The following is a 13,533-nucleotide window of genomic DNA, read 5'->3' as shown; positions in this document are numbered from 1 at the left end:
CCCCAATCCCCTTCACTTAAATTAAAGATGCTGTGCTAAGGTCTTATTCAAAGTGGTTTTTGGAACTGCCCCTACGACAGTATCGACCTGCCGACCCCCCTTAAAAACCATCAGCGTCGGGATGCTGCGAATTCCATAATGGCTGGCGACAGTAGGATTCTGATCTGTATTCAGCTTCACAAATTTCACCTGTCCTTCGTATTCCGCAGCAACTTCATCGACGACTGGACCCACCATCCGGCAAGGGCCGCACCAGGGTGCCCAAAAGTCTACTAAGACCGGAATTTCACTTTCTAAAACTTCTTGCTTGAATGTGGCTTCCGTGACATTTGTAATGGATGACATAAATTGCCTTCCTAATTAATTCTATAATTCGATAATATCGAATAATAAAAATATATGCCACCTGATGAGATAATGCAACTATGAGATTTCTTTATCATCCAGATAGAAAAAATATTTCTTTACCAGGAGTGCTTTATGCATTGGGCGATCCAGTGCGGCTAGAGATTGTGCGGCTGCTGGCGACTGAGGGGGAACAATGCTGTGCCCAGTTTGATTTTGCGATCGCTAAGTCTACGATGTCCAATCATTTTAAGATTTTGCGGGAGTCGGGGATAGTCCTTACACGTAAAGAAGGGACACATCATATTAATATTCTGCGGCGTGAAGATTTAGAGATGCTGTTTCCAGGGTTGCTGGATGCGGTATTAAAAGCGGCTCAACCATTGTCTATTTGTCCTGGTACTAAACAAACAGCTTCAAGGATTTAGGGGCATTGGGCGATCGCTATTTGTTTAAGAATCTTCTCATTTTTCAAATTGTGTTTCTAAATCGGCAAAGATATCATGTTGTTCTCGAAAATTCCTTGGAGTGTGAGATAAACCTAAATCTATAGAGAGTAAATCAATACCTTTGATTAAGTAGAACAAGGTAAATAATTAAAGGTTTGTAGTGAGAACTAAAGTTCTCAAATCAGGACTAAAGTCCTTGCTACGAAATGATTTTCGGTAAGTTTACATAGTTTCTTTTTTTCAAGTCGTTCTACTTATGGGTTTCAAATCTGAAGGTCATAAACAAACTTGCAACCAGGATTTATAACGTTTGGCGAGTTCCTGAATAAAATTGAGTTCTTCACCCTCAAGATTATGAAATAGGTTGCGATATTGCCAACCACGTTCGTAGCGACTCAGCATTTCTTCTAAAGTAAACCGATAGACATCGGCAGTTTGCCAACAAATTGATTCCAGAAAAGGCAGCTTTTTAGGGACAATAACAGGATTATTTGTTGGTATTGCGGTTGTCATAACTCTTTTAATCAACCACTGTCGGCTTACTTCAATTTTATCCCAATTATAAATTATCCGAATTGGGATAAACTCTTCCTTTCCAAGCGCCGCCGCGTCCTTGCCAGTGACGGAGTGCTGAGTCTAGAGTCATCAGGGTATAGAGAAAAGCGATCGCAGGTAAACTAAAGGCTAACCAGGGAGAACATTTATAAAAGCGGATTGTCGGATAGTAAGCAAAACTCATTAACAGCCATCCCAATAAACCTGTAAGTGCGATCGCCCAACTACCCCAAACTGCACCTAGAATTACACATACAGGTGGAAATAGATAAATCAGAGGCATTCCCACCAAAGTACCCAAAAGTAGTAATGGAGAATAGTTTAGTTGGGTATAAGCACTACGAGCAACCATATCCCAAATCGTCGCTAGCGAATCATAAGGACGCAAACTGCGAGTCAAGCTACTCAATCCTAGCCAGATACGCCCTTGGCTGGGGATTGGGCTTGTCCCCTTATCCCCCATCACTCCCCCACTCCTCTTAACAGCTTGAGCTAGGGCGCAATCATCAATTAAAGCTTGGCGAATGACTTGAATACCTCCGATTCGCTCTAAAGCTTCACGGGCGATCAAAATAGATCCTCCAGCTGCGGCGGCTGTGGGATTGTTGTGATTATTCACCCAGCGAAAAGGATAGAGTTTTTGGAAGAAAAAGACGAAAGCCGGAATCAAAAGTTTTTCCCAAAAGCTTTCACATCTGAGTCGCACCATTACCGAAACCATGTCTAAATCTTCTTGGACAGCTTTCGCAACGAGACGGCGAAGATTACCAGGATCGTGTTCAATATCTGCGTCGGTCAGTAAAAAATAGTCGGGTGCGAATTTACTAGCACTTTTTATACCTTGCTCAACTGCCCAAAGTTTGCCCGACCAACCAGCAGGCAGTAATTCGCCTGAGATAATATGTAATTGGTGGGGTTTACCGACAGCGTGTGCAACTCCTTCGGCAAAATTTGCTGTCCGGTCTGTACTGCGATCGTCTACCAAAAACACGTTGAAAGAACCAGGATAATCTTGGAGTAGGAGCGATCGCAACGTAGTTGGAAGCAATTCAGCTTCGTTACGGGCTGGAACGACTGCACAAACCACAGGTAAAGATTCTAGCTGAGTTTCTGTAACCTCTAATTGCTGGTCTGTCCGCCAAAATTGTCCCCAAAAACACAGTAATCCTAACCAAATTGTCAAGGATAACAGCATCAATCCTAATACAATTACATCCATGATCTATTGCAAATTCTCAGTGACTCAGACACAATACTATGTCTACCAATAAAGGAAAAATTTTTCATAGTATTCCCGTATTTATAACTAGTGTTGAGTGTGAGGTTAGATAGGATTTGATGCAAACACAAAACAGGGTAAAAGTCAATCAAATTGCCGAAGCGATCGCAGCCAGCCAACAATATTTACTTTCGATTCAAAATCCGGCAGGCTACTGGTGGGCAGAGTTAGAATCTAATGTCACCATCACTGCTGAAACCGTTCTTTTGCATAAGATTTGGGGAACAGACCAAACCAGACCTTTACACAAAGTTGAAGCATATCTACGTCAAGAGCAACGGCAGCATGGCGGCTGGGAACTTTATTACGGTGATGGCGGAGAAATTAGCACTTCAGTTGAAGCTTACATGGCGCTGAGGCTGCTAGGTGTACCAGCAAGCGATCCGGCGATGATTCGGGCGAAAGCTTTTATTCTCCAACGGGGCGGTGTTAGCAAAACTCGAATTTTTACTAAGTTGCACTTAGCTTTGATTGGCTGCTACAACTGGCGCGGTATTCCCTCGCTACCGCCTTGGGTGATGTTGTTACCCAAAGCTTTCCCAGTTAATATCTACGAAATGTCTAGTTGGGCACGTTCCAGCACAGTACCATTACTGATTGTGTGCGATCGCAAACCTGTTTTTATCACTAACCCAACTATCAACCTAGATGAACTATACGCTGAAGGTATCGATCGAGTCCAGTGGGAATTACCTCAAGCTGGCGATTGGACAGATTTATTCCTCACCCTCGATCGAGGATTCAAGTTGGCAGAAAGCCTAAATTTAGTCCCTTTTCGTGAAGAAGGCATCAAAGCCGCCGAAAAATGGATTTTAGAACGGCAAGAAGCTACAGGCGACTGGGGCGGCATTATTCCGGCGATGTTGAATTCAATGCTAGCTTTGCGCTGTCTAGATTATGACCGAAGCGATCCGATTGTGGATCGAGGTTTGCAAGCAATTGATAACTTTGCCATTGAAACAGAAAATAGCTATCGGGTACAGCCTTGTATTTCACCCGTGTGGGATACAGCTTGGGCGATGCGTGCTTTGGTAGAATCTGGTTTTGCACCAAACGATCCGGCTGTGGTAAAAGCTGGAGAATGGTTGTTGCAAAAACAAATTTTAGATTATGGAGATTGGGCTGTAAAAAATCGCCAGGGAAAACCAGGGGCTTGGGCTTTTGAGTTTGATAATCGCTTTTATCCCGATGTAGACGACTCGGCGGTGGTGGTGATGGCGCTACATTTGGTGAAACTCCCTAATGAAAAAATTAAGCAGGCTGCGATCGCACGGGCGGTAAACTGGATTGCATCTATGCAATGTAAACCAGGCGGTTGGGCTGCTTTTGATTTGGACAATGACCAAGATTGGCTCAACTCTATTCCTTATGGCGACTTGAAAGCTATGATCGATCCAAACACCGCAGATGTTACGGCTAGAGTCGTAGAAATGCTTGGTGCTTGTGATTTGTCAATTGATAGTGATAATTTGGAGCGATCGCTTACTTATCTTTTACGCGAACAAGAAACTGAAGGCTGTTGGTTTGGTCGTTGGGGTGTAAATTATATTTACGGCACGAGTAGCGTTTTGTCAGCCTTGGCATTGATCGATCCTCAAAGGCATAAACTCAGTATAGAACGGGGAGCAGCTTGGTTAGTGGGATGTCAAAACCCAGATGGTGGTTGGGGTGAGACTTGCCGCAGCTATAACGATCCCAGCCTGAAAGGAAAAGGGAATAGTACTGCATCTCAAACCGCTTGGGCTTTAATTGGCCTCTTGGCAGCAGGTGAAGCAACTGGTAAATTACCTCTTGATGCTATTGAGCAAGGAATTAGCTATCTAGTTGCAACTCAACAACCCGATGGTACTTGGTTTGAGGCTGATTTTACTGGGACTGGCTTCCCCTGTCATTTTTATCTCAAATATCATCTGTATCAACAATACTTTCCTTTAATTGCACTAGGCCGCTATCAAGCAGTCATGGGTTCGACAAACCTCTCCCCGTCTTGAATTAAAGTTAAAGTCTGTCCCTCTCCGACTCGGAGAGGGACAGGTTTTGCGTAGTAAAACCAGGGAGAGGTCTTTTTATTTTAACCGTCGAACTACAGCACCCGCTTGAAGAAAGCCACTAAATCCTCAATGTTCGGTGTGTGAAGTAAATCTACTACTTCTGTAGCTTTTTCAGAAGGTATATAGTCATCTGGTACATCGATAATTGTAGTTCCCAAGTTTTGGGCTAATTGATACCAAAAAGCCAACTTTTCCTCAGCATTCATTGAAGCGTACTCTTCAGTGGGAATTGCTGTTTCTCGTACTTCATTTTGGTTTAGCAACTGACGCAAAGCAGAAACCTGTTCTTGCTGTGGTAGGTTTTGAATCTGTGCAACTAAATTAGCAGCCTGTTCATTTGGTGTATTATTCAGACAGAGCGACGGAATTTCATCACCAATTTCAGTATAAAGTAACGCTAGAACCGCCAAGCGATCGTCTGCATCCAAACTCTGAAATTTTGATCCACTTTGTTCTAAAAAATTGACGTTTGTAGAAGTCATAAGCACGTCAAAGTAATTAACTACTTAATTAACTAAAAATTGTTAAGCGAAAATTATAATTTTGCCTTTAATTGCTTTTAATATATTGAGTACACAACAAAGATTGTTGAACTGTCTTAAATAAATCCCTACAGAGTAAGAGTTTTAGCTTTTACTGTGTATTTATTTATCAAGAAAAAATGAAAGCGCCAGCCATCAAAATTCAAATTTATATTAAGCGACTGGCGGATATAGTAGGGTTTAACAAGATGGTTATACAAACAGAATTTTGCAAGTAAATCAACTTGGTATAACGGCTATCCTCATCTGGACACTAAACAGATAACCAAAAGCCGCTTAAAAACTTCAAACAGTGCTAAATTTCAGCACCTGCTTTTGCTTCAGCACCCATTGGCGAAACATAATCACGGAAAAGAGTAATTTGTTGCTCAAAGCCTAATCCTTGAATTCTGCCCAATAACGCTTTAGATTCTGAGGGTAGTTCATAGTCAGCAGGCACTGGAATGATAGTACCATCATCCATACCTTGAGATAATCGATACCAAAATAGTAGCTTGGTCGTATCACCCAAAGAACCATATTCACGAGAAATTTGGGTATCTACTTTATTAATCAAGTCACGCTGAACTTGTAATTGTTCTTCGTGAGTTAATTCCTTAACTTGATTAAACAAACCTTCCGCGATTTCTGGGGAAACAGTGCTAGCACCAGGAGCGGCTGGTGTAATTGAGCCACCCATTTCTTTGTAAATGAACCAAAACAAAGCCAGTTGTTGATCCACATCTAACTTTTGCCAAGCTTGAACGTGTTCCCGAATAGTTGGATCGCTAGTTTGTGTATATGTCATTATTAACTCCAATTGGAATTTATGAGTGCTATTAACAACGTTATCAAATTTACATTTAACGTTTTACCCTACCGAAGATAGAGGTATTAAAATCAGAAAGAAGAACAATTATCAAAAAAACATACATTTGGCAGACTGTAGTCCTGCATTAGAGGTATTACAATTAGATAAAAGTCAAATATCAAATGCCCAAATCATGATTGGCATGATAATTTTGAAGAATTTAGCAGTTGAAATTCTGTCAGCTTGAGATATTCGTTATAGAAATATATTTCGTTAGATAGATGCTAGCCTGATTGGGACAGTGCCTATAAAAGGAGTGCCCAATTTGGCGACATTAATAAATTAATGTCGCCACCAAATTTGTAAATTTACAGTAGGAACAGAATTTCTGGTTTTATTCTCGCCGATTTTGATAATCTTCAGAAGATTTTGGATCTAACTCCCAGCGATCGCCATCACGATCCTCTAAAATATCATTGGTATGGAGAAACTCGGAGTCATCCATTTCTAGCCCCACTGCTGCTTCTAGCTCTTCAGTTACATTTTGCTCGGGATTAGCAGTACTACCACCAACAGCTTCATCACCAACTGCATCTGCATCTTGCCAATCAGCATCAACATCTTCACCAGTCAGTTCAGGACTAGTTTCTATATACTCAGGTCTTTCTTCTCTGATTGAGCGTCCATCAATATTGTATCCTGGCAAGTCTTTTACACCAGTACCATAAGATTCGGTGATTTCCTGTGGCAAATCATTGGTTTCAATTTCGTCATTATGATTTGTTTCTGCCATGATACTAGCCTTTTTCTGCATTCTCACAATAACCTTTTCTTGCCACAAAGTTATCTTACTAGAGATGTATAGCTTTAGAAATAAAAGAATCTATCCCCTGGGAACGACGCTAAGGTAGCGATCGCACCATATCATTGGAAATATCAAATCATGGTTAAATAACTTGTAGTTGAAATTTTTAGTTATGAGTTAGGAGTTTTTCAACCGAAATTATTCAGTAGTTAACTTCTCACTCATAGCTATTTTTTATTAAAAAAAAACACAATTTGATTGGTTCTATTCCGTTAACAACCCAGACATTTTAACTGTTCTTATTGATGAATATTGTAGCTAGTTAAAAACTAGAAAAAAACAGGTAATACAATCTATGACTGACTATAACAATCATTCCGAGAATAAAAAAGTTGCCATCCTCATTGAACAGGCAGTAGAGGATGCCGAATTTACAGTTCCTTATAATGCACTAAAACAAGCTGGAATAGAGGTAGTAGTCCTTGGTTCCCGAATGAGTGAAAAATACAAGGGTAAACGCGGCAAACTTAGTATTCAAGCTGATGGTACTACAACAGAAGCGATCGCAGCCCAATTTGATGCGGTGATAATTCCTGGTGGGATGGCTCCCGATAAAATGCGGCGGAACACCAATACAGTACGTTTTGTTCAAGAAGCCATACAACAAGGAAAATTAGTCGCTGCGGTATGTCACGGCCCACAAGTTTTAATTGATGGCGACTTACTAAAAGGTAAACAAGCCACTGGTTTTAGCGCTATTGCCAAGGATATGATTAACGCTGGCGCAAATTATCTAGATGAACCAGTGGTAGTTGACGGGAATTTGATTACATCTCGTGAACCTGGAGACTTACCAATTTTCACCACAGCCATATTAAGCCGTTTGGGTTATGGTGGCAAAGATGCTGCATTAGCAGATGAGAAAGACACAAGCGCTGAATGGTGGAAGCTTGCTGATGCTTGGGGTGGCTCAACTAAAGGTGATATCAGCAGAGGTTTAAATAATGCCCTTGCTGGTGAACGCTATTCTCTAGAAGCATTTGAGAAATACTTAGAAAAGGAATCAGATAGCGAAGTAAACTCAGTCTTTCAAGAAATAATTGCTAATAAACGGCGCCACATTGAAAAACTGGAAATATATCTTCATCATTTGGGTGAAAAACCTTCTTTAGGGGCAAATATTGCTAATCAGTATGCCAAGGTGAAAACTGCCTTTACAGGAAGTGATGACATATATCAGTTACGTTCTGCTTTAGGGGATGTGCAAACTGGTATCGGTGATATTGGCAATTTATGTGCAATGTTGACTGACCCAGCAGCAACTGCTATTTTCAAAGAAATTTACCACGATTTATTGAAATACGAACAGCAATTAGCAGAACTATATCGGGCACGGATAGGTGTTCAAGTTCAAGCTCCTAAGCCGACTACAGGGGCGGCGGTGTCAATATAATTCGTAATTCGTAATTATCAAGACGTTCGCGGTATCAGTGGGGCTCCGAACTTTAGCGAATGACCAAATGACCATGACTAAAGCGATCGCTTCCCCGAACGCCTGAAAATCGCGAAAAATTTTGCCAAAGCGAAGTGATTAACTACGAAAAAGTTAATCCTGGCAAAGCGTTGAAAGAGATGACTGGTGGCCGTGGCTTGCGAGGAAATACCCCACAGCCATCATATTTTTCAACAAAAAAAGGATAACTACATCAAAGTTATTCTTAAACCTGAATGCTGATAATCATTCAGTCTTTTGAATTGTCCACCCAACATAATGCAATTGAGGTTTTTATGAGTCGAGTAATTTCAGGGCTGCGAAATATTCGTATTTCCCAAATCCTTGTAGTTTTTCTGGTAGGATTTATGTTCTTACTGGGTCAGGCTTTTAGCTATGTTAATGTAGCGCAAGCTGAGACTGTTAAAACTCCAGAGGGTATTTATTACAAAGGAACACCAAACGAAGGGGAAGTTAGAAACGATATCGAAACAAGAAACGATACCCAACTAAGAAATACTCAAAATCCCTTAAAAAGTGCTGCTGATAATATCCGCGAAAAGTTAAACTTGGATGAAAAAACTCCTAGAGCTACAAAAGAGTTTTTTGATCCTGCAAAAAACAAAGCCGGAAATAAAGAAGGTTATTACCAAAATCCTTCTAGCAAACAACTGAGAGATAGAATCTAGACTTGTAGCAAATATTGAGTCTAAAATTTTGACTCATCCATTGTTTCACAATCTTCGATCGGTTACTGAGACGCGATAGTTATCGCGTCTCAAAATCACTTAGATTCGAGCATTTATCTTGATATTAACGAGCTAGAAATCATAACTCAGGACTAGCTAACGATCAAGGCAGTTTGCTGGGATGGAGACACGTTTAAAAAGGTGAAATCGATCTAACCTTTGTTGTCACCCACAGATTACCTTTAGAACAAGCGCCCCACGGTTATGAAATTTTTAAAGACAAGAAAGATAACTGCGTCAAAGTTGTACTCAAACCTTAAGGTGATTAGTTTAAAATGAGCGACACCAGCGTAAAAAAAATAGATTCTACCCACTCCCCTAAAGGTAAACTTGGTCAGAAGTATCTTGCTTCTGGTAAATCTGTTTCCCTGCGTCTTTGGGAAGACGAACAACCAAGCGAAAACAAAGAACCAAGTTCGCGCGACTATGAAACAGTAGGTTATGTAATTAATGGTCGTGCCGAATTGCACATTGAAGGGCAAGTGATTTTGCTAGAGCCTGGGAGTTCTTGGGTTGTGCCCATAGGAGCCAGCCACACATACAAAATATTGGAACCATTCACAGCTGTTGAAGCAACTAGTCCACCGGCTCAAGTCCACGGACGGGACGAGAACTGATTTGCACCGATCTGAAATTTGGCGATCGCTAAAAAAAGGATAATTCTACAAAATTACTCTTGTTTTAAATAGAAAATTTTTCCTGTTTTCTTTTCAAAATGAGAATTGCTGAGAATCAGTAGTCCTGATTTCCAAAATCCAGAGGCTTCAGCACAAAAAGCCGCAATCTTCCAATTGGATTTATCCTAACCTTTAGCAGATTGAAAAAAGAAGAATCTCCTCTAACCTGTCAAAAGATAACTAATGCGATCGCCTTTCATTAATCTGTCATAAATCCGATTGCATTAATCGCAGCCTCTAATGCGATCGCTACATGAGTCCAATGAGTCCCCCCCTGGCAATAAACCACATAAGGCGATCGCATTGGCCCATCAGCCGATAATTCCAAAGTACTCCCTTCAATAAATGTCCCCCCAGCCATGACTACCTTGCTCTCATATCCCGGCATTTCATCTGGAACAGGATCTAAGTAAGAACCAATGGGAGAATGCTGTTGGATGGCTTTACAGAAAGCAATTAGCTTTTCGGCAGAACCAAGTTTAATTGCTTGAATTACATCACCACGGGGAGCAAGGGGAGCAGGATTCACTGGATAACCGAGTTTATCAAATACATAACCAGTTAAGTATGTCCCTTTCATCGCCTCCCCGACCATTTGCGGTGCTAGAAATAAACCTTGAAACAGCAGGCGATTTTGGTCAAAAGTAGCACCACCATAACTACCGATACCGGGAGCAGTGAGGCGACAAGCTGATGCCTCTACTAAGTCGGCGCGACCGGCGACATAACCACCAGCGCTGACAATGGTTCCACCAGGATTTTTAATCAGCGATCCCGCCATTAAATCAGCACCTACGGCTGTAGGTTCCTTGGTTTCAATAAATTCGCCGTAGCAGTTATCCACAAAGCAAACGGTGTTCGGGTTTTGCTGTTTGACTAAGTGGACAATTTTTTCAATATCGGCAATTGATAAACTAGGTCGCCAAGAATAGCCACAAGAGCGCTGAATTAACACTAAACGAGTGTTTTCAGTCACATTAGGTCTTATTGCTGGCCAATCTATAGTTCCTTCGGGGGTTAGCTCCAATTGGCGGTAATTTATGCCAAACTCGATAAGGGAGCCTTGACCTTTACCCCGTAAACCAATGACTTCTTCAAGCGTATCGTAGGGAGAACCGACCACTGCTAACATTTCATCTCCCGGACGGAGAACACCAAACAAAGCACAAGCGATCGCGTGAGTTCCTGAAACGAACTGAACCCGCACGGCCGCAGCTTCAGCACCCATAACTTCGGCAAAAACTTTATCTAAAGTTTCTCGTCCTAAATCATCGTGACCATAGCCACTTACACCCGCAAAGTGGTGTGCGCCCACACGGTGATTACGAAAGGCATCCAGCACTCGTTTTAGATTATGCTTGACCTGAGCGTCAATTCCAGAAAAAATTTCTAATAGTGCCTGTTCTGCTTGCCGCAGCTGTTCTAAGCTGTTCATCAGTTCCTCGTTCAAAAAAAATTAAATTATAGATATGCGGATTTTCAAATCGCACAGACTAGGCAGGAAAATTCAAATTCAGGTTATCGCATGACAATTGCTACCTCAACCAAACCTCAAATTAACTGGGTTAACACCCTGTTTTTCATTGGACTGCACATCGGCGCTTTATTTGCTTTTGTTCCTGGTAACTTTAGCTGGACAGCAGTTGGTGTGGGTTTCTTGCTGTACTGGGTGACTGGCGGTTTAGGCGTTACTCTAGGATTTCACCGCCTTGTCACCCACCGCAGTTTTCAAACTCCCAAATGGCTAGAGTATCTCCTGGTTTTCTTCGGGACACTCTCTTGTCAAGGAGGCCCAATTGAGTGGATCGGGACACATCGGATTCATCATTTAAACTCTGATACAGATACCGATCCCCATGATTCTAATAAAGGTTTTTGGTGGAGCCACATGGGTTGGCTGACTCATTATTGTCCCGCTCACGCTGATGTTCCTCGTTTCACCAAAGATATTGCCGAAGACCCAGTTTATCAGTTTTTAGAAAAATATTTCATTTTGATCCAGGTTGCCTTGGGTGTATTGCTTTTGCTTCTGGGTGGCTGGCCCTTTGTTATTTGGGGAATTTTTGTTCGCATTGTCTGGGTTTACCACTGCACTTGGTTGGTGAACAGTGCGACTCATAAATTTGGCTATCAGAGCTATGATTCTGGCGATCGCTCGACTAATTGCTGGTGGGTAGCCGTACTAGTTTTCGGTGAAGGCTGGCACAATAACCATCATGCCTTTCAATACTCAGCTCGTCATGGGCTGGAATGGTGGGAAATCGATTTAACTTGGATGACGGTTCAATTGCTACAAGCGGTTGGTCTAGCTAGTAATGTGAAGTTGGCCCCAACAAAGCAGTAAGTCAATTTTGGATTTTGGATTGCCCGTAGCGTAGTGTAAAGCCTGCGTCTTTTGAATTGAAAGAGACCACAAGGATACTTGGCATCGGGACATGAGCCGAAATAATCTAAAATCTAAAGTTATTAGTCAAAATTCTCTGCTTTTGACTCTTGACTAATAATACTTACTGGTGCGCTTGTGTCTATTAGGTTGCTATAATCCGAAGCGCTAATGTGAAGAATTTGTGCGGCAAGTTACTTTTGGTGACTTGGTGGAGGAGTTTGTTGTTTTTCAGGTGTTCATGACTACATCAATAATTAACAGCCAAAAACTAAGTGACGAGCCTGGTAATTCCGACTTCCGGCTCAAAGATATTATCAAAACCCTGCCACGGGAATGTTTTCAGCAGAACCGTCGCAAAGCCTGGACACAAGCAATACTAAGTGTCTTGGCCGTTGCCTTGGGTTATTACAGCCTGATTATCACTCCTTGGTTTCTTTTGCCCCTAGCTTGGATTTTTACGGGTACTGCTTTAACAGGTTTTTTTGTAATTGGTCATGATTGTGGTCACAGGTCTTTTGCCAAACGCCGTTGGGTAAATGATTTGGTGGGGCATTTCTTCATGATGCCTTTAATTTATCCTTTTCATAGTTGGCGGATTAAGCATAATTATCACCATACTCATACCAACAAACTGGATGAGGATAACGCTTGGCATCCAATCAGACCAGAAGTGTTTGAAAATTGGGATACAACCCGTCAGTCTGCTTTTAAGCTGTTCATGCGTAAACGCCTCTGGTGGGTAGGTTCTATCGGCCATTGGGCAGTTGTGCATTTTGATTGGCGGAACTTCAAAACTAAAGACCAATCCAGCATCAAGCTTTCTGTGGCTGTAGTGGTTGTATTTAGTGCGATCGCTTTTCCACTTCTGGTCGCCACGACTGGTATCTGGGGGTTTGTCAAGTTCTGGCTAGTACCCTGGATGATTTACCATTTTTGGATGAGTACTTTTACTATTGTTCACCATACAGCCGCAGATGTTCCTTTTGCGACAGCAAATAAGTGGAATGAAGCTCTAGCACAGTTATCTGGCACTATCCATTGCGATTATCCGCGTTGGGTAGAAATCCTGTGCCACGATATCAATGTTCATGTCCCTCATCATATTTCCACTGCGATTCCTTCTTATAATTTGCGGCTAGCTTACAGCAGCATCAAAGAAAATTGGGAGCCTTATCTCCATGATGAGTGTCAGTTTTCTTGGCCTTTAATGAAGCAGATTACAGACGAGTGTCAACTGTACACAACTGATGTTGGTTATAAGACTTTTAACGAACATTACACAAAGCAATAAATAGCGCTGTGATTACACTCACGCTCTTTAATTAACGAGAGCGTTGATCGTGCTGTGTTTTAATAGAATCTGGCAATTGTTTAATGAATAAATTTTTAGATAAATTGCCAGAAATTATCCTC

Annotated in this window: 14 protein-coding genes and 1 pseudogene; 8 read left to right on the top strand and 7 right to left on the bottom strand. The window is 41.7% G+C overall.

Features of this window, described 5'->3' with window-relative positions; all coding sequences use genetic code 11:
• Positions 1 to 21 precede the first annotated feature (21 nt).
• Entirely contained in the window at positions 22 to 345 is a 324-nt protein-coding gene (trxA, locus tag CDG77_RS21475) for a thioredoxin (protein ID WP_012412473.1), read from the bottom strand.
• An 80-nt stretch (positions 346 to 425) separates the two neighbouring features.
• Here trxA and CDG77_RS21470 point away from each other — a divergent pair, with 80 nt between their 5' ends.
• Positions 426 to 773 (top strand): ArsR/SmtB family transcription factor, encoded by a 348-nt coding sequence (locus CDG77_RS21470; protein ID WP_094331350.1) that lies wholly within the window; start codon positions 426 to 428, stop codon positions 771 to 773.
• Positions 774 to 1,070: 297 nt separating this feature from the next.
• On the opposite strand, the gene CDG77_RS21465 is transcribed toward CDG77_RS21470, so the two are convergent.
• Positions 1,071 to 1,307 (bottom strand): hypothetical protein, encoded by a 237-nt coding sequence (locus tag CDG77_RS21465; protein WP_094331349.1) that lies wholly within the window; start codon positions 1,305 to 1,307, stop codon positions 1,071 to 1,073.
• A gap of 46 nt (positions 1,308 to 1,353) precedes the next feature.
• A complete protein-coding gene (locus tag CDG77_RS21460) occupies positions 1,354 to 2,568 on the bottom strand; it encodes a glycosyltransferase (protein WP_094331348.1) in 1,215 nt (404 codons plus the stop codon).
• Positions 2,569 to 2,687: 119 nt separating this feature from the next.
• Between CDG77_RS21460 and shc the strand changes: the two genes are divergently transcribed.
• Positions 2,688 to 4,619 carry a squalene--hopene cyclase gene (gene shc / locus CDG77_RS21455; RefSeq protein WP_094331347.1) on the top strand — a complete coding sequence of 644 codons (1,932 nt, stop codon included), beginning with the start codon at positions 2,688 to 2,690 and terminating at the stop codon, positions 4,617 to 4,619.
• A 92-nt stretch (positions 4,620 to 4,711) separates the two neighbouring features.
• Here the strand turns inward: shc and CDG77_RS21450 are convergent, their stop codons facing one another.
• From CDG77_RS21450 to CDG77_RS21435, 3 genes are all read right to left on the bottom strand, one after another.
• Complete coding sequence (locus CDG77_RS21450; RefSeq protein WP_094331346.1) at positions 4,712 to 5,161, bottom strand: orange carotenoid protein N-terminal domain-containing protein; 450 nt, start codon at positions 5,159 to 5,161, stop codon at positions 4,712 to 4,714.
• 355 nt (positions 5,162 to 5,516) lie between these two features.
• The gene (locus CDG77_RS21445) at positions 5,517 to 6,008 is read right to left on the bottom strand and encodes an orange carotenoid protein N-terminal domain-containing protein (RefSeq protein WP_094331345.1); all 492 of its coding nucleotides are present in this window, start codon (positions 6,006 to 6,008) and stop codon (positions 5,517 to 5,519) included.
• A gap of 397 nt (positions 6,009 to 6,405) precedes the next feature.
• A complete protein-coding gene (locus CDG77_RS21435) occupies positions 6,406 to 6,804 on the bottom strand; it encodes a DUF6335 family protein (RefSeq protein WP_094331353.1) in 399 nt (132 codons plus the stop codon).
• A gap of 367 nt (positions 6,805 to 7,171) precedes the next feature.
• Here CDG77_RS21435 and CDG77_RS21430 point away from each other — a divergent pair, with 367 nt between their 5' ends.
• From CDG77_RS21430 to CDG77_RS21420, 4 genes and pseudogenes are all read left to right on the top strand, one after another.
• Positions 7,172 to 8,269: a DJ-1/PfpI/YhbO family deglycase/protease gene (locus CDG77_RS21430; protein WP_094331343.1), complete on the top strand. Its 1,098-nt coding sequence runs from the start codon at positions 7,172 to 7,174 to the stop codon at positions 8,267 to 8,269.
• A 407-nt stretch (positions 8,270 to 8,676) separates the two neighbouring features.
• Positions 8,677 to 8,997 carry a hypothetical protein gene (locus CDG77_RS21425; protein WP_223269909.1) on the top strand — a complete coding sequence of 107 codons (321 nt, stop codon included), beginning with the start codon at positions 8,677 to 8,679 and terminating at the stop codon, positions 8,995 to 8,997.
• Between the two features lie 200 nt (positions 8,998 to 9,197).
• Positions 9,198 to 9,317 (top strand): annotated as a pseudogene (locus CDG77_RS35640) (glutathione-dependent formaldehyde dehydrogenase); the annotation flags it as partial.
• Between the two features lie 15 nt (positions 9,318 to 9,332).
• Positions 9,333 to 9,674: a cupin domain-containing protein gene (locus CDG77_RS21420; RefSeq protein WP_094331342.1), complete on the top strand. Its 342-nt coding sequence runs from the start codon at positions 9,333 to 9,335 to the stop codon at positions 9,672 to 9,674.
• 259 nt (positions 9,675 to 9,933) lie between these two features.
• Here CDG77_RS21420 and CDG77_RS21415 read toward each other — a convergent pair whose 3' ends face one another.
• Positions 9,934 to 11,169 (bottom strand): methionine gamma-lyase family protein, encoded by a 1,236-nt coding sequence (locus tag CDG77_RS21415; protein WP_094331341.1) that lies wholly within the window; start codon positions 11,167 to 11,169, stop codon positions 9,934 to 9,936.
• A 90-nt stretch (positions 11,170 to 11,259) separates the two neighbouring features.
• On the opposite strand from CDG77_RS21415, the gene CDG77_RS21410 reads away from it, so the two are divergent.
• Both CDG77_RS21410 and CDG77_RS21405 read left to right on the top strand, forming a co-directional pair.
• The gene (locus CDG77_RS21410; protein WP_094331340.1) at positions 11,260 to 12,078 is read left to right on the top strand and encodes an acyl-CoA desaturase; all 819 of its coding nucleotides are present in this window, start codon (positions 11,260 to 11,262) and stop codon (positions 12,076 to 12,078) included.
• 280 nt (positions 12,079 to 12,358) lie between these two features.
• Positions 12,359 to 13,411 (top strand): fatty acid desaturase, encoded by a 1,053-nt coding sequence (locus tag CDG77_RS21405; protein ID WP_094331351.1) that lies wholly within the window; start codon positions 12,359 to 12,361, stop codon positions 13,409 to 13,411.
• Positions 13,412 to 13,533: the final 122 nt, after the last annotated feature.

Source organism: Nostoc sp. 'Peltigera membranacea cyanobiont' 213 (genome assembly GCF_002245975.1).
Lineage (GTDB): Bacteria > Cyanobacteriota > Cyanobacteriia > Cyanobacteriales > Nostocaceae > Nostoc.
Note: the sequence above shows the minus strand (reverse complement) of the source record. Positions and strands in the feature narration are given on the sequence as shown.